Origin of the sequence: Enterobacter sp. JH25, assembly GCF_021725435.1 — a bacterium.
Classification (GTDB): domain Bacteria; phylum Pseudomonadota; class Gammaproteobacteria; order Enterobacterales; family Enterobacteriaceae; genus Enterobacter; species Enterobacter intestinihominis.
Genome location: NZ_CP091319.1, coordinates 4,215,134 through 4,230,879, shown reverse-complemented (window position 1 = coordinate 4,230,879; position 15,746 = coordinate 4,215,134). Strand labels below are relative to the sequence as shown.

Here is a 15,746-nt window from a genome sequence, read left to right as displayed (position 1 = left end):
GAGAAGTTACGGAGAGTAAAAATGAAAGTTCGTGCTTCCGTCAAGAAATTATGCCGTAACTGCAAAATCGTTAAGCGTGATGGTGTCATCCGTGTGATTTGCAGTGCCGAGCCGAAGCATAAACAGCGCCAAGGCTGATTATTTCGCATATTTTTCTTGCAAAGTTGGGTTGAGCTGGCTAGATTAGCCAGCCAATCTTTTGTATGTCTGTACGTTTCCATTTGAGTATCCTGAAAACGGGCTTTTCAGCATGGTGCGTACATATTAAATAGTAGGAGTGCATAGTGGCCCGTATAGCAGGCATTAACATTCCTGATCAGAAACATGCTGTGATCGCATTAACTTCGATCTACGGCGTCGGCAAGACCCGTTCCAAAGCCATTCTGGCTGCAGCGGGTATCGCTGAAGATGTTAAGATCAGTGAGCTGTCTGAAGAACAAATCGACACGCTGCGTGACGAAGTTGCCAAATTTGTCGTTGAAGGTGATCTGCGCCGTGAAATCAGCATGAGCATCAAGCGCCTGATGGATCTTGGTTGCTATCGCGGTTTGCGTCATCGTCGTGGTCTGCCAGTGCGCGGTCAGCGTACTAAGACCAACGCACGTACCCGTAAGGGTCCGCGCAAACCGATCAAGAAATAATCGGGGTGATTGAATAATGGCAAAGGCACCAGTTCGTGCACGTAAACGTGTAAGAAAACAAGTCTCTGACGGCGTGGCTCATATCCATGCTTCTTTCAACAACACCATCGTTACTATTACTGATCGTCAGGGTAACGCATTGGGTTGGGCAACAGCCGGTGGTTCCGGTTTCCGTGGTTCTCGCAAATCCACTCCGTTCGCAGCTCAGGTTGCAGCAGAGCGTTGCGCTGAAGCCGTAAAAGAATACGGCATCAAGAATCTGGAAGTTATGGTTAAAGGTCCGGGTCCGGGTCGTGAATCTACTGTTCGCGCTCTGAACGCCGCTGGTTTCCGCATCACGAATATTACTGATGTGACTCCGATCCCTCATAACGGTTGTCGTCCGCCGAAAAAACGTCGCGTATAACGCTCGTTTTTTAGGTTAGTTGGAGATAGAAAATGGCAAGATATTTGGGTCCTAAGCTCAAGCTGAGCCGTCGTGAGGGCACCGACTTATTCCTTAAGTCTGGCGTTCGCGCGATCGATACCAAGTGTAAAATTGAACAAGCTCCTGGCCAGCACGGTGCGCGTAAACCGCGTCTGTCTGACTATGGTGTGCAGTTGCGTGAAAAGCAAAAAGTTCGCCGTATCTACGGTGTGCTGGAGCGTCAGTTCCGTAACTACTATAAAGAAGCAGCACGTCTGAAAGGCAACACAGGTGAAAACCTGCTGGCTCTGCTGGAAGGTCGTCTGGACAACGTTGTATACCGTATGGGCTTCGGCGCGACTCGTGCTGAATCACGCCAGTTGGTTAGCCATAAAGCAATCATGGTAAACGGTCGTGTTGTTAACATCGCTTCTTATCAGGTTAAAGCGAATGACGTTGTTAGCATTCGTGAGAAAGCGAAAAAGCAATCTCGCGTGAAAGCCGCTCTGGAGCTGGCTGAGCAGCGTGAAAAGCCAACCTGGCTGGAAGTTGATGCTGGCAAGATGGAAGGTACGTTCAAGCGTCAGCCTGAGCGTTCTGATCTGTCTGCGGACATTAACGAACACCTGATCGTCGAGCTTTACTCCAAGTAAAGCTTAGTACCAAAGAGAGGACACAATGCAGGGTTCTGTGACAGAGTTTCTAAAACCGCGCCTGGTAGATATCGAGCAAGTGAGTTCGACGCACGCCAAGGTGACCCTTGAGCCTTTAGAGCGTGGCTTTGGCCATACTCTGGGTAACGCACTGCGCCGTATTCTGCTCTCATCGATGCCGGGTTGCGCGGTGACCGAGGTTGAGATTGATGGTGTACTTCATGAGTACAGCACCAAAGAAGGCGTTCAGGAAGATATCCTTGAAATCCTGCTCAACCTGAAAGGGCTGGCGGTGAGAGTTCAGGGTAAAGATGAAGTTATTCTTACTCTGAATAAATCTGGCATTGGCCCTGTGACTGCAGCCGACATCACCCACGACGGTGATGTTGAAATCGTCAAGCCGCAGCACGTGATCTGCCACCTGACCGATGAGAACGCAGCTATTAGCATGCGTATCAAAGTTCAGCGCGGTCGTGGTTATGTGCCGGCTTCTGCCCGAATTCATTCGGAAGAAGATGAGCGCCCAATCGGCCGTCTGCTGGTCGACGCATGCTACAGCCCTGTAGAGCGTATTGCCTACAATGTTGAAGCAGCGCGTGTAGAACAGCGTACCGACCTGGACAAGCTGGTCATCGAAATGGAAACCAATGGCACAATCGATCCTGAAGAGGCGATTCGTCGTGCGGCAACCATCCTGGCAGAACAACTGGAAGCTTTCGTTGACTTACGTGATGTACGTCAGCCGGAAGTGAAAGAAGAGAAACCAGAATTCGATCCGATCCTGCTGCGCCCTGTTGACGATCTGGAATTGACTGTCCGCTCTGCTAACTGCCTCAAGGCAGAAGCTATCCACTATATCGGTGATCTGGTACAGCGTACCGAGGTTGAGTTGCTGAAAACGCCGAACCTGGGTAAAAAATCTCTTACCGAGATTAAAGACGTGCTGGCTTCACGTGGTCTGTCTCTGGGCATGCGCCTGGAAAACTGGCCACCAGCAAGCATTGCTGACGAGTAACCGGATCACAGGTTAAGGTTTTACTGAGAAGGATAAGGTCATGCGCCATCGTAAGAGTGGTCGTCAACTGAACCGCAACAGCAGCCATCGCCAGGCTATGTTCCGCAACATGGCAGGTTCACTGGTTCGTCATGAAATCATCAAGACGACCCTGCCTAAAGCGAAAGAGCTGCGTCGCGTAGTTGAGCCGCTGATTACTCTTGCCAAGACTGACAGCGTTGCTAATCGTCGTCTGGCATTCGCCCGTACTCGTGATAACGAGATCGTGGCAAAACTGTTTAACGAACTGGGCCCGCGTTTCGCGAGCCGTGCCGGTGGTTACACTCGCATTCTGAAGTGTGGCTTCCGTGCAGGCGACAACGCGCCGATGGCATACATCGAGCTGGTTGATCGTTCAGAGAAAGCAGAAGCTGCTGCAGAGTAATCTGTAGTAACGTAAAAAAACCCGCCTCGGCGGGTTTTTTTATATCCGCAGAATCTCCACTTATCTACAATGTCTGTATCTTTTCTGCTCATCCCCTGGAGTTCATTATGTGGTTGCTCGATCAGTGGGCTGAACGCCATATTAGCGATGCCCAAAACAAAGGCGAGTTTGAAAATCTCCCCGGTAGCGGTGAGCCACTGGTGCTGGACGATGATTCACACATTCCCCCTGAATTACGAGCCGGTTATCGCTTACTGAAAAACGCAGGTTGTTTACCCCCTGAACTTCAGCAACGCAATGAAGCCGTCGAGCTTGCCGATCTGCTTAAAGGCATTCATAAGAATGACCCGCGGTACTCCGAAATCAGCCGTCGATTAGCGCTCATCGAAATAAAACTGCGCCAGACGGGAATGAATACTGACTTTTTGCATGGTGAGTACAGTGAAAGGTTAATGCAAAAAATAAACGAGGAGTAGCCATGTACCGCATAGGTGAACTTGCGAAGCTTGCTAACGTAACGCCGGATACTATCCGCTACTACGAAAAGCAGCAGATGATCGATCATGAGGTCAGAACAGAAGGTGGATTTCGCCTTTATACGGATAACGACCTGCAACGCCTTCGTTTTATCCGCTATGCCCGGCAACTCGGCTTCACGCTGGAGTCGATCCGTGAACTGCTGTCGATCCGTATCGATCCTGAACATCATACGTGTCAGGAATCTAAAAGCATCGTTCAGGCCCGGCTGGATGAAGTTGAAGGACGAATTCAGGAGCTGCAGGCCATGCAACGATCTCTACAAAGGCTGAATGACGCGTGCTGCGGTACTGCTCACAGCAGTGTTTATTGCTCAATACTGGAAGCCCTTGAACAGGGCGCCAGTAGTGAAACTCAGGGTTGTTGATTTTTTATCAGCCACGGACTAGACTCCCGCCGACATTAACTATGCTCAGGAGAAATGATGAGCCGCTATCAGCATACTAAGGGACAAATTAAGGATAACGCCATTGAGGCATTGCTTCACGACCCGCTTTTTAGACAGCGTGTTGAGAAGAACAAGAAGGGAAAAGGGAGTTATTTGCGTAAAGGTAAACATGCACAACGTGGTAACTGGGAGGCCAGTGGCAAGCAAGCTAATCGCTTTTTTACCACTGGCCTTTCTGTTTCTCTCGCCTGATTAAACGCGGTTATTCTGCTCTTTTAACAGATCGCGAATTTCAGTCAGTAAGACTTCTTCTTTAGTTGGTGCTGGCGGGGCAGCAGCCGGTTCTTCTTTTTTACGGTTAAGTCTGTTGATAAGTTTGATCGCCATGAAAATGGCAAATGCCACGATCACGAAATCAAATACGTTCTGAATGAATACGCCGTAGTGCATTACAACCGCAGGGATATCGCCCTGAGCTTCCCGAAGGGTGAAGGCGAATTGTTTGAAATCAATGCCTCCAATCAACAGTCCTAACGGCGGCATAATAATGTCGGCGACTAATGATGAAACGATCTTACCGAACGCCGCACCAATAATGACACCCACAGCCAAATCCACCACATTCCCGCGCATCGCAAATTCGCGAAATTCTTTAATAAAACTCATTATGTTCTCCTTGTGCCAGCTGACGCCTATAAGTTTAACAAATGATTAGCTAATTGCCATTGGGGATAAATAATCGTTATGAAAAATAAAAGGCATGAAAATTAGAAGGTTAATATTTGGGTGCCCTCGTCTGAGCACCCAAATCATTACAGGAAGAACGGGCTTGGCTGGAATAAACGCTCGACGTCGGTAATAAATTTTTTATCGGTCAGGAACATAATAACGTGGTCACCCTGCTCAATACGTAAATTATCATTGGCGATCATCACATCATTACCTCGCACTACTGCGCCGATAATGGTGCCTGGTGGAAGTTTAATTTCATCGATTGCGCGACCAACAACGCGTGACGTCGTTTCATCCCCGTGAGCGACGGCTTCAATGGCTTCAGCAACACCACGACGAAGAGATGACACGCCGACAATATCCGCTTTACGCACATGGCTTAGCAGGGCAGAGATGGTGGCTTGCTGGGGTGAAATAGCAATATCAATTACGCTACCCTGTACCAGATCGACATAAGCCTTACGCTGGATAAGCACCATAACTTTTTTCGCCCCCATACGTTTAGCGAGCATGGCGGACATAATATTCGCTTCGTCGTCGTTGGTGACGGCAATAAAAAGATCAACCTGATCGATATGCTCTTCGGCCAGCAATTCCTGATCCGAAGCATCGCCATAAAACACGATGGTATTCTGAAGTTTTTCAGCCAGCTCTGACGCGCGTTGTTGATCCCGTTCGATCAGCTTCACGCTGTAGTCTTTTTCCAGCCGTCTCGCCAGACCTGCGCCAATATTACCGCCGCCAACCAGCATAATACGTTTATACGGTTTTTCGAGACGCTGTAGTTCACTCATCACCGCACGGATATGCTGAGAAGCCGCAATAAAGAAGACTTCATCCCCGGCTTCTACAATGGTGGAACCTTGCGGACGAATAGGTCTGTCGTGACGGAAAATCGCCGCAACACGCGTATCGATATGTGGCATATGCTCGCGCATTGTCGACAGGGCATTACCAATCAGCGGGCCCCCGTAATAAGCCTTCACGACCGCCAGGCTTACTTTCCCTTCAGCAAAGTTCACAACCTGCAACGCGCCCGGGTACTCAATCAGACGATAAATACTGTCGATAACCAGCTGTTCAGGCGCAATAAGATGGTCGATGGGTACCGCTTCGGAATTAAACAGCTTTTCCGCATCCCGGACATAGTCCGGAGAACGAATGCGGGCGATGCGGTTTGGGGTGTTGAAAAGCGAGTAGGCCACCTGACATGCAACCATGTTGGTTTCATCAGAACTGGTTACTGCAACCAGCATGTCGGCATCGTCCGCGCCCGCTTCCCGAAGCACACGTGGATGAGAGCCGTGCCCCTGAACAACGCGGAGGTCGAACTTGTCCTGCAAAACGCGCAGGCGATCGCCATTGGTATCCACAATGGTGATATCGTTGTTTTCGCCCACGAGATTTTCCGCCAGCGTTCCGCCAACTTGCCCTGCGCCCAGAATGATAATTTTCATCTTTTGTGACCTGTTCTCAACATCACTCTTTAATTAGCTTAGCGTAAAAGAAACCATCACCCTCTTCTGCGCCCGGCAGGTTTTGCAGACCCGGGTGCTCAGGCGTTCCCGTATCGTGCAGCGTAGCGTCCGGGGTGCGTTTCAGGAAAGCCGCAATTTGCTGACTGTTCTCTTCCGGGAGAACAGAGCAGGTTGCATACACCAGGGTTCCGCCGGGTTTGAGATGCGGCCAGATGGCATCCAGAATTTCGGATTGCAACTGGGCAAGCTCCTTGATATCACGATCGCGACGCAGCCATTTGATATCGGGATGACGACGAATCACGCCGGTTGCTGAGCAGGGGGCGTCCAGCAAAATGCGATCGAACCGGGTATCACCACACCAGTCAGCGGGTTTGCGTCCATCGCCTTGCTTAACCTGTGCTTTCATACCCAGACGCTTAAGGTTGTCATAGACGCGTGAAAGGCGCTGCTCATCAACATCCACGGCCATCACGCTGGCCTGCGGCGCCACTTCCAGGATGTGCGTTGTTTTCCCCCCTGGCGCCGCACAGAGATCGAGGATTTGCTCCCCGTCTTTCGGCTCAAGCCAGGTCATGCAGCCCTGAGCAGATGCGTCCTGTACCGTTACCCAGCCCTCTTCAAAACCGGGTAATGCATGTACCGGTGCAGGGGAGGCTAAACGAACCGCATCAGGATAAGCAGCGTGTGTGAAGCCGCTCATTCCGGCCTCTTCCAGCAGGGCCAGCCATGCGTCGCGTGTATGATGGTTACGATTGACGCGTAACCACATCGGCGGACGTTGATTATTGGCATCCACAATGTCTTGCCATTGCTGTGGGTAGGCTTTTTTAAGGCGATTCAGCAGCCATTCAGGGTGAAGGAAGCGCGCTTCGCTTTGCGCAAATTCTGCCAGCAGTTCGTCCTGCTGACGCTGGAACTGACGCAGCACGCCGTTGATCAATCCTTTTAGCTGAGGACGTTTAATCGCAACGGCACCCTCCACTGTCTCGGCCAGCGCAGCATGAGGTGGAATGCGGGTATGAAGAAGCTGGTAGAAACCGACCATGATCAAATAATGCACGGTACGCTGCTTGCCGCTCATCGGGCGTGACATCAGCTTGTTAATCAACCACTCAAGCTGAGAGAGGGTGCGCAGCACGCCAAAGCACAGCTCCTGAAGCAGGGCTTTGTCTTTATCGGAAACCTTTTGTTGCAGTGGAGGCAGGACATTACTCAGTGACTGGCCCTGCTCGATAACCTGCTCAACGGCCTGAGCCGCCATAGTGCGTAGATTTTGTCTTTTCATAACCGTAAAAATAAAAATGCCCGGAAACACCGGGCCTTAAGAATAAATTTGTTCAGGCAAGGCGATTGCCAGGGATGAACCATTCACGACGAGAATTTAATAGATCCTGCGCGCTCATTGCCTTTTTACCGGCCGGTTGCAGCGATTCAAGATTCAGTATCCCTTCTCCGGTCGCAACCTGGATACCGTTTTTGCTGGCGTCGATAATCGTACCGGGCTCTGCCGATGCATTGCCGTTAATAACTGAAGCTTTCCAGACTTTCACTGGCTGCTCATCAATCATCAACCAGCTCATCGGCCATGGATTAAAGGCGCGAATGCAGCGTTCGAGTTGAGCTGCTGACAGGGACCAGTCGATCCGGGCTTCTTCTTTACTCAGTTTCTCAGCATAGGTCACCTGTGCCTCATCCTGCACTTCAGGTGTCGCTGTATTGTCAGCAAGCTGTTGCAGCGTCTCAATCAGCCCCTGCGGGCCGAGATCCGCCAGCTTGTCATACAGCGTGGCGCTGGTATCTTCTGCGGTGATGGGACACGCCAGTTTATACAGCATGTCGCCCGTGTCTAAACCTATGTCCATCTTCATGATTGTCACGCCAGTTTCAGCATCGCCTGCCCACAGAGCACGCTGAATAGGAGCTGCACCACGCCAGCGTGGGAGCAAAGAACCATGAACGTTCACACAGCCCAGGCGGGGCATATCGAGTACCGCTTTCGGCAGAATGAGGCCGTAAGCCACAACTACCATCACGTCCGCGTTCAGGTCTGCCACTAACTTCTGGTTTTCCTCAGGTCGTAATGACGCAGGCTGGAAAACCGGTACACCATGTGTTTCTGCCAGTACCTTAACCGGGCCAGGCATCAGTTTTTTACCGCGGCCAGCCGGACGGTCCGGCTGAGTAAATACGCCAACAATCTGATGGCCAGACGTTAACAGCGCGTCGAGATGACGCGCTGCAAAATCAGGGGTACCCGCGAAGATTATACGTAGTGATGTAGACACGTTATTCCTTGTATCCGGGGGCGTTAAGCGCGAGAACGCAAACGATCCAGTTTCTCAACTTTCTGACGAATACGCTGTTGCTTCAGAGGTGAGAGGTAATCGATAAACAGTTTACCGACCAGGTGATCCATCTCATGCTGAATGCAAATTGCCAGCAGATCGTCGGCTTCCAGCTCAAACGGATTGCCGTCACGATCCAGTGCGCGGATTTTAACTTTTTCGGCACGTGGCACCAAAGCGCGCTGTTCAGGGATAGACAGACAGCCTTCCTCAATACCTGTTTCGCCGCTTTTTTCCAGCAGCTCAGGGTTGATCAGCACCAGGCGCTCATCACGATTTTCAGAAACGTCGATCACAATAATACGTTTGTGAATGTCTACCTGGGTCGCGGCAAGGCCAATGCCTTCTTCAGCGTACATGGTATCGAACATATCATCGACGATACGCTGAATTTCTGCATTCACTTCTTTAACCGGTTCCGCGACGATGCGAAGGCGCTCGTCAGGAATATGTAACACTTGCAAAACTGCCATAAATTTCCAGAGTCGTGTTCAGGAGTTGATAAGAATATTACTTCTATTCTAGACAAATCCCCGGTCGATTGACAGCATCAGTGACCAATCGCAAAGATTGCTGAGGCTGCTTATGGCAGGGAAAAGGATGACGTCCACAGAGATATGGTTACGGCTTATAAACATCGGGTCGTTATACGGTGATGCGATGCTGGAGATTGCGCAGAGGCTGCTTCGCCAGGCAACCGTCGATGCTGAAGCTGTCAACGCGTCAGGGCTTTCGCCCAAACATGCCGTAAAGTTTTTTTCGTTCAGTGAGAGTGAGCTTGAACGTAGTCTGGAATGGCTGGAACACGCCGACAACCACCTTCTCACGGCGGATGATCCTCGCTTCCCGCCATTGTTGCGTTCTATCCCTGATTTTCCCGGGGCGCTATTTGTGCGAGGCCGCGTTGACGTGCTTAATAGCATGCAGCTTGCGGTTGTGGGCAGCCGTGCGCCCTCGTGGTATGGCGAGCGTTGGGGGAAAATGCTGAGCGAACAGCTGTCCCAATGTGGCTTTACGATCACCAGTGGTCTGGCTTGCGGCATCGACGGTGTAGCACATCATGCGACGTTGTCTGCAAAAGGGCGAAGTGTCGCCGTGCTTGGCAATGGTCTTTTTAGTCTCTATCCGCGTCGTCATCACATTCTGGCTGAGCAACTTATCGCTTCAGAGGGGGCAATAGTGTCTGAGTTTTCACTCTCAACACCGCCCAGACCGGGTAACTTTCCACGGCGTAACCGGATCATCAGTGGGTTAAGCCAGGGTGTGCTGGTGGTCGAAGCTGCGATTCGGAGTGGATCGTTGGTTACCGCAAGGTGCGCACTGGAGCAAGGGCGTGAAGTTTTTGCGCTGCCCGGCCCGTTGGGGAACCCCGGCTGCGAAGGCCCTCACTGGCTGATAAAACAGGGGGCGACGCTGGTGACCTGCAAAGAAGATATCCTTGAAAATTTGCAGTATGGACTGCATTGGTTGCAGGATGATCTCCAAAAGCGACATATTTCATCGGATCAGGAGGCAGTAGCATTGCCATTTCCCAAGCTCCTGGCTAACGTAGGAGATGAGGTAACACCTGTTGACGTTGTCGCTGAACGTGCCGGCCAACCTGTGCCAGTAACGGTAGCACAGCTACTCGAACTGGAGTTAGCAGGGTGGATCGCAGCTGTACCCGGCGGCTATGTCCGATTAAGGAGGGCATGCCATGTTCGACGTACTGATGTATTTGTTTGAGACTTACATCCACAACGAAGCAGAAATGCAGGTGGATCAGGACAAATTAACACGGGATCTGACCGACGCAGGTTTTGAGCGGGAAGATATATATAATGCGTTGATGTGGCTGGATAAGTTGGCTGATTATCAGGACGGCCTCGCCGAACCGATGCAGCTTGCTTCTGACCCATTGTCTGTGCGCATCTATACAGCTGAAGAGTGTGAAAGGCTGGATGCCAGCTGCCGGGGATTCATTTTATTCCTCGAGCAGATTCAGGTGCTAAACCTCGAAACGAGAGAGATGGTGATAGAGCGCGTCATGGCGCTGGATACTGCTGAGTTTGAACTGGAAGATCTGAAATGGGTGATCCTGATGGTTCTGTTCAACATTCCAGGCTGTGAAAATGCCTATCAGCAAATGGAAGAATTACTCTTTGAAGTGAATGAAGGTATGCTGCATTAATTCTATGTGCAGCAACAAGAGTTGTTATGGCCAAATCAGCACTCTTCACGGTGCATAAAAACGAGCCCTGCCCACAGTGCGGGGCAGAACTTGTTATTCGGTCCGGGAAACACGGTCCGTTTCTCGGTTGTTCAAACTATCCGGAATGTGATTATGTCCGTCCCCTGAAAAGCCAGGCGGATGGACATATCGTCAAAATTCTGGAGGGACAGCTTTGTCCTCTCTGTGGCGGTGAACTGGCGCTGCGGCAGGGGCGGTTCGGGATGTTTATCGGATGCAGCCGCTACCCGGAGTGTGAACATACGGAACAAATTGATAAGCCAGATGAAACGGCAATTGCCTGCCCTCAGTGCCAGCGTGGCCAATTGGTGCAGCGGCGCTCTCGTTATGGCAAGACCTTCCATTCGTGCGATCGCTATCCTGAATGCCAGTTCGTCATCAATTTCAAACCAGTAGCGGGCGTCTGCTCTCATTGCGATTATCCGTTACTTATAGAGAAGAAAACCGCGCAAGGCTTGAAACGCTTTTGCGCCAGTAAACAATGTGGAAAGCCGGTTTCGGCGGATCAAATCAGTGAATAATAACCTGCCATCAGGCTCCATCGCGCAGGCGGTGGAAATCCTGAAAAAAGAAGAAGTCATCGCCTATCCAACAGAAGCCGTTTTCGGGGTCGGGTGTGATCCTGACAGCGAAGTCGCCGTTAACCGTCTGCTGGCGCTAAAACAGCGGCCTGTCGAAAAAGGATTGATTTTGATCGCTGCGAACTACGAGCAGCTTAAGCCTTATATTGATGATTCCATGCTGACACCTGCACAGCGGGAAACCATTTTCTCTGCGTGGCCTGGTCCCGTGACGTTTGTTTTTCCTGCACAGCCGACAACGCCGCGCTGGTTAACCGGGCGTTTCGATTCACTCGCGGTACGCGTCACCGACCATCCGCTGGTGGTGGAGTTATGCCAGGCATTTGGTAAACCTCTGGTTTCAACCAGCGCCAACCTGACCGGGCTTCCCCCTTGTCGGACAACCGAAGAAGTTCTGGCGCAGTTCGGGAATGATTTCCCGGTAGCCGTGGGTGAAACCGGTGGTCGTCTTAACCCGTCAGAAATTCGCGATGCCTTGACCGGCGAACGTTTTCGCCAGGGATAATGTGATGGAAACCTATGCTGTTTTTGGTAACCCGATCGCGCACAGCAAGTCGCCTCTGATCCATCGGCTGTTTGCGGAGCAATTGCATATAGATCACCCGTATGGTCGGGTTCTTGCGCCTGTTGATGCATTTATACCGACGCTGAATAGCTTTTTTGATGCGGGTGGTAAAGGTGCGAACGTCACGGTGCCTTTTAAAGAAGAGGCTTTCGGGCGCGCGGATGAACTGACCGAACGTGCGTCGCTCGCTGGCGCCGTCAATACTCTTAAGCGGCTTGAAGATGGTCGCCTTCTGGGCGATAACACCGATGGGATTGGTTTACTCAGCGATCTGGAGCGATTGTCGTTTATTAAACCAGGCTTTCGGATCCTGCTGATCGGCGCGGGTGGCGCCTCGCGCGGCGTATTGCTTCCTCTTCTTTCGCTGGATTGTGCGGTGACAATCACCAACCGTACTTTCTCCAGAGCAGAAGAGCTGGCGGCGTTGTTCGCACACACAGGCAGCGTAGCTGCGGTAGCACCTGACGATCTCGCGCGTCACGAATTTGATCTTGTGATTAATGCCACCTCAAGCGGTATTAATGGAGAGATCCCGGCGATTCCTGCATCCCTGATTCATTCCCACATCTACGCCTATGACATGTTTTATCAAAAAGGGAAAACGCCCTTTCTGACCTGGTGCGAACAACAGGGGGCAAAACACGTGGCTGATGGTCTGGGAATGCTGGTGGGGCAGGCGGCTCATGCGGTGCTACTCTGGCATGGCGTGTTACCCGCTGTAGAACCGGTGATTGAAAAGCTGAAACAGGAACTGACGGCGTGAATCAGGCGATTCATTTTCCCGACAGAGAAATCTGGGATGAAAACAAGCAAGCGGTTTGTTTCCCGGTGTTGGTGCATGGAATGCAGCTCACCTGTGCGATTAAAGGGGAAACGTTGCTTCAGCGCTTTGGGGGGGCAGATCCGTTAGCGGTCTTTTGCGAAAATCGCTGGGACCTGGAAGAGGATGCCAGCGATTTGATCCGCGATCAGCAGGAAGACGATCAGGGTTGGATCTGGTTATCCTGATCCAGATAGTCATTTTTCCATTTAACGTAATTGTTCGCTGAGTATTTCAATCCTTCGATCTCCGTCTCTTTTAGGGGGCGGATCTGTTTAACCGGGCTGCCTAAATAGAGATACCCACTTTCAAGACGCTTGTTTTGCGGAACAAGACTCCCTGCGCCAATCATTACGTCATCTTCTACAATGACGCCATCCAGCAAAATCGATCCCATCCCAACGAGAACCCTGTTACCGATCGTGCAGCCGTGGAGCATCACTTTATGGCCGACGGTAACATCTTCCCCAATAATGAGCGGGTTGCCCTCAGGGTTATAAGATGACTTATGAGTCACATGCAACACGCTGCCGTCCTGAATATTGGTGCGTGCACCGATTGCAACGTAGTTAACATCGCCCCGGATCGCGACAAGTGGCCAGATGCTGACATCATCGGCCATGCGAACATCACCAATGACCACGCTGCTGGCATCGATCATCACGCGATCGCCTTTTTGGGGGAACAGATGTTTATAAGGACGTAATACTGCAAACATATCTACCTCGATACAGATGAGCGTTATTAAAGAAGACTTTGATCGTATTCCTGGAGCGAGGCAAGGCAAAATGCGTCAATTTTTAAGCGGATCGGGTGGGTTTTCAGCGAAAAGCACGGAAAATCATCAGTTGGAAAAAAAGATCTAAAAAATACTTGTGCTAAAAACTGGGATCCCTATAATGCGCCTCCATCGACACGGCAGATGTGAATCACTTCACAGACAACCCGGTCGGTTGAAGAGAAAAATCCTGAAATAACGGGTTGACTCTGAAAGAGGAAAGCGTAATATACGCCACCTCGCGACAGAGCGCTGAAGCGCGTCGCAACTGCTCTTTAACAATTTATCAGACAATCTGTGTGGGCACTCAAAGTGACATGGATTCTTAACGTCCTCGGACGAAAAATGAATACCAAGTCTCTGAGTGAACATACGTAATTCATTACGAAGTTTAATTCACGAGCATCAAACTTAAATTGAAGAGTTTGATCATGGCTCAGATTGAACGCTGGCGGCAGGCCTAACACATGCAAGTCGAACGGTAACAGGAAGCAGCTTGCTGCTTCGCTGACGAGTGGCGGACGGGTGAGTAATGTCTGGGAAACTGCCTGATGGAGGGGGATAACTACTGGAAACGGTAGCTAATACCGCATAACGTCGCAAGACCAAAGAGGGGGACCTTCGGGCCTCTTGCCATCGGATGTGCCCAGATGGGATTAGCTAGTAGGTGGGGTAACGGCTCACCTAGGCGACGATCCCTAGCTGGTCTGAGAGGATGACCAGCCACACTGGAACTGAGACACGGTCCAGACTCCTACGGGAGGCAGCAGTGGGGAATATTGCACAATGGGCGCAAGCCTGATGCAGCCATGCCGCGTGTATGAAGAAGGCCTTCGGGTTGTAAAGTACTTTCAGCGGGGAGGAAGGCGACAGGGTTAATAACCCTGTCGATTGACGTTACCCGCAGAAGAAGCACCGGCTAACTCCGTGCCAGCAGCCGCGGTAATACGGAGGGTGCAAGCGTTAATCGGAATTACTGGGCGTAAAGCGCACGCAGGCGGTCTGTCAAGTCGGATGTGAAATCCCCGGGCTCAACCTGGGAACTGCATTCGAAACTGGCAGGCTAGAGTCTTGTAGAGGGGGGTAGAATTCCAGGTGTAGCGGTGAAATGCGTAGAGATCTGGAGGAATACCGGTGGCGAAGGCGGCCCCCTGGACAAAGACTGACGCTCAGGTGCGAAAGCGTGGGGAGCAAACAGGATTAGATACCCTGGTAGTCCACGCCGTAAACGATGTCGACTTGGAGGTTGTGCCCTTGAGGCGTGGCTTCCGGAGCTAACGCGTTAAGTCGACCGCCTGGGGAGTACGGCCGCAAGGTTAAAACTCAAATGAATTGACGGGGGCCCGCACAAGCGGTGGAGCATGTGGTTTAATTCGATGCAACGCGAAGAACCTTACCTACTCTTGACATCCTGAGAACTTTCCAGAGATGGATTGGTGCCTTCGGGAACTCTGAGACAGGTGCTGCATGGCTGTCGTCAGCTCGTGTTGTGAAATGTTGGGTTAAGTCCCGCAACGAGCGCAACCCTTATCCTTTGTTGCCAGCGGTTAGGCCGGGAACTCAAAGGAGACTGCCAGTGATAAACTGGAGGAAGGTGGGGATGACGTCAAGTCATCATGGCCCTTACGAGTAGGGCTACACACGTGCTACAATGGCGCATACAAAGAGAAGCGACCTCGCGAGAGCAAGCGGACCTCATAAAGTGCGTCGTAGTCCGGATTGGAGTCTGCAACTCGACTCCATGAAGTCGGAATCGCTAGTAATCGTGGATCAGAATGCCACGGTGAATACGTTCCCGGGCCTTGTACACACCGCCCGTCACACCATGGGAGTGGGTTGCAAAAGAAGTAGGTAGCTTAACCTTCGGGAGGGCGCTTACCACTTTGTGATTCATGACTGGGGTGAAGTCGTAACAAGGTAACCGTAGGGGAACCTGCGGTTGGATCACCTCCTTACCTTAAAGAACCTGCCTTTGCAGTGCTCACACAGATTGTCTGATGAAAAGTAAATAGCAAGGCGTCTTGCGATTGAGACTGTACGTCCCCTTCGTCTAGAGGCCCAGGACACCGCCCTTTCACGGCGGTAACAGGGGTTCGAATCCCCTAGGGGACGCCACTTGCTGGTTCGTGAGTGAAAGTCACCTGCCGTCA

21 protein-coding genes, 1 tRNA gene and 1 rRNA gene are annotated in these 15,746 nt (G+C 51.4%); 17 read left to right on the top strand and 6 right to left on the bottom strand.

Going from position 1 to position 15,746, the window contains the following annotated elements; translation table 11 throughout:
• Positions 1 to 21 precede the first annotated feature (21 nt).
• From rpmJ to L2Y28_RS20315, 9 genes are all read left to right on the top strand, one after another.
• The gene (gene rpmJ / locus L2Y28_RS20355; RefSeq protein WP_000868187.1) at positions 22 to 138 is read left to right on the top strand and encodes a 50S ribosomal protein L36; all 117 of its coding nucleotides are present in this window, start codon (positions 22 to 24) and stop codon (positions 136 to 138) included.
• Positions 139 to 284: 146 nt separating this feature from the next.
• Positions 285 to 641, top strand: a complete 357-nt coding sequence (gene rpsM / locus L2Y28_RS20350; protein ID WP_003863308.1) for a 30S ribosomal protein S13 — start codon at positions 285 to 287, stop codon at positions 639 to 641.
• A 16-nt stretch (positions 642 to 657) separates the two neighbouring features.
• Complete coding sequence (rpsK, locus tag L2Y28_RS20345; RefSeq protein WP_003863312.1) at positions 658 to 1,047, top strand: 30S ribosomal protein S11; 390 nt, start codon at positions 658 to 660, stop codon at positions 1,045 to 1,047.
• Between the two features lie 32 nt (positions 1,048 to 1,079).
• A complete protein-coding gene (rpsD, locus tag L2Y28_RS20340) occupies positions 1,080 to 1,700 on the top strand; it encodes a 30S ribosomal protein S4 (protein WP_003863314.1) in 621 nt (206 codons plus the stop codon).
• A 25-nt stretch (positions 1,701 to 1,725) separates the two neighbouring features.
• A complete protein-coding gene (gene rpoA, locus L2Y28_RS20335) occupies positions 1,726 to 2,715 on the top strand; it encodes a DNA-directed RNA polymerase subunit alpha (protein WP_002919219.1) in 990 nt (329 codons plus the stop codon).
• A 40-nt stretch (positions 2,716 to 2,755) separates the two neighbouring features.
• Positions 2,756 to 3,139: a 50S ribosomal protein L17 gene (gene rplQ, locus L2Y28_RS20330; RefSeq protein WP_001216368.1), complete on the top strand. Its 384-nt coding sequence runs from the start codon at positions 2,756 to 2,758 to the stop codon at positions 3,137 to 3,139.
• Positions 3,140 to 3,246: 107 nt separating this feature from the next.
• Complete coding sequence (locus L2Y28_RS20325; RefSeq protein WP_022649586.1) at positions 3,247 to 3,615, top strand: DUF1992 domain-containing protein; 369 nt, start codon at positions 3,247 to 3,249, stop codon at positions 3,613 to 3,615.
• Between the two features lie 2 nt (positions 3,616 to 3,617).
• The gene (gene zntR / locus L2Y28_RS20320; protein WP_003863328.1) at positions 3,618 to 4,043 is read left to right on the top strand and encodes a Zn(2+)-responsive transcriptional regulator; all 426 of its coding nucleotides are present in this window, start codon (positions 3,618 to 3,620) and stop codon (positions 4,041 to 4,043) included.
• A 57-nt stretch (positions 4,044 to 4,100) separates the two neighbouring features.
• Positions 4,101 to 4,316, top strand: coding sequence for an alternative ribosome-rescue factor A (locus L2Y28_RS20315; protein ID WP_022649585.1), 216 nt, complete (start codon positions 4,101 to 4,103; stop codon positions 4,314 to 4,316).
• Here L2Y28_RS20315 and mscL read toward each other — a convergent pair whose 3' ends face one another.
• The 5 genes from mscL to def all read right to left on the bottom strand — a co-directional run bounded on the left by mscL (position 4,317) and on the right by def (position 9,095).
• Positions 4,317 to 4,730 carry a large-conductance mechanosensitive channel protein MscL gene (gene mscL / locus L2Y28_RS20310; RefSeq protein ID WP_003863335.1) on the bottom strand — a complete coding sequence of 138 codons (414 nt, stop codon included), beginning with the start codon at positions 4,728 to 4,730 and terminating at the stop codon, positions 4,317 to 4,319.
• A 146-nt stretch (positions 4,731 to 4,876) separates the two neighbouring features.
• A complete protein-coding gene (gene trkA / locus L2Y28_RS20305) occupies positions 4,877 to 6,253 on the bottom strand; it encodes a Trk system potassium transporter TrkA (protein ID WP_003863337.1) in 1,377 nt (458 codons plus the stop codon).
• 22 nt (positions 6,254 to 6,275) lie between these two features.
• Complete coding sequence (gene rsmB / locus L2Y28_RS20300) at positions 6,276 to 7,562, bottom strand: 16S rRNA (cytosine(967)-C(5))-methyltransferase RsmB (protein ID WP_026080642.1); 1,287 nt, start codon at positions 7,560 to 7,562, stop codon at positions 6,276 to 6,278.
• Positions 7,563 to 7,614: 52 nt separating this feature from the next.
• Positions 7,615 to 8,562: a methionyl-tRNA formyltransferase gene (gene fmt, locus L2Y28_RS20295; protein WP_022649583.1), complete on the bottom strand. Its 948-nt coding sequence runs from the start codon at positions 8,560 to 8,562 to the stop codon at positions 7,615 to 7,617.
• Between the two features lie 23 nt (positions 8,563 to 8,585).
• Entirely contained in the window at positions 8,586 to 9,095 is a 510-nt protein-coding gene (gene def, locus L2Y28_RS20290) for a peptide deformylase (RefSeq protein WP_006812188.1), read from the bottom strand.
• A 127-nt stretch (positions 9,096 to 9,222) separates the two neighbouring features.
• On the opposite strand from def, the gene dprA reads away from it, so the two are divergent.
• From dprA to L2Y28_RS20260, 6 genes are read left to right on the top strand one after another with little or no spacing between them, the layout of a single operon-like run.
• Entirely contained in the window at positions 9,223 to 10,347 is a 1,125-nt protein-coding gene (gene dprA / locus L2Y28_RS20285) for a DNA-protecting protein DprA (RefSeq protein WP_032621943.1), read from the top strand.
• Positions 10,319 to 10,792, top strand: coding sequence for a DUF494 family protein Smg (gene smg / locus L2Y28_RS20280; protein ID WP_000460665.1), 474 nt, complete (start codon positions 10,319 to 10,321; stop codon positions 10,790 to 10,792). Before dprA ends, smg begins: the two co-directional genes overlap by 29 nt.
• 26 nt (positions 10,793 to 10,818) lie before the next feature.
• Complete coding sequence (locus L2Y28_RS20275) at positions 10,819 to 11,373, top strand: type I DNA topoisomerase (RefSeq protein WP_022649581.1); 555 nt, start codon at positions 10,819 to 10,821, stop codon at positions 11,371 to 11,373.
• Positions 11,366 to 11,938, top strand: coding sequence for an L-threonylcarbamoyladenylate synthase type 1 TsaC (gene tsaC, locus L2Y28_RS20270; protein ID WP_022649580.1), 573 nt, complete (start codon positions 11,366 to 11,368; stop codon positions 11,936 to 11,938). Before L2Y28_RS20275 ends, tsaC begins: the two co-directional genes overlap by 8 nt.
• 4 nt (positions 11,939 to 11,942) lie before the next feature.
• On the top strand, positions 11,943 to 12,761 hold the full coding sequence (gene aroE / locus L2Y28_RS20265; RefSeq protein WP_022649579.1) for a shikimate dehydrogenase: 819 nt from the start codon (positions 11,943 to 11,945) through the stop codon (positions 12,759 to 12,761).
• Positions 12,758 to 13,006: a DUF1488 domain-containing protein gene (locus L2Y28_RS20260; RefSeq protein WP_022649578.1), complete on the top strand. Its 249-nt coding sequence runs from the start codon at positions 12,758 to 12,760 to the stop codon at positions 13,004 to 13,006. Before aroE ends, L2Y28_RS20260 begins: the two co-directional genes overlap by 4 nt.
• Here L2Y28_RS20260 and L2Y28_RS20255 read toward each other — a convergent pair.
• Positions 12,982 to 13,536, bottom strand: a complete 555-nt coding sequence (locus tag L2Y28_RS20255; protein ID WP_022649577.1) for a gamma carbonic anhydrase family protein — start codon at positions 13,534 to 13,536, stop codon at positions 12,982 to 12,984. The genes L2Y28_RS20260 and L2Y28_RS20255 overlap by 25 nt on opposite strands.
• 473 nt (positions 13,537 to 14,009) lie before the next feature.
• Here L2Y28_RS20255 and L2Y28_RS20250 point away from each other — a divergent pair.
• Positions 14,010 to 15,551 (top strand): 16S ribosomal RNA (locus L2Y28_RS20250).
• 84 nt (positions 15,552 to 15,635) lie between these two features.
• Positions 15,636 to 15,711, top strand: a tRNA-Glu gene (locus L2Y28_RS20245).
• The last annotated feature ends 35 nt before the right edge of the window (positions 15,712 to 15,746 follow it).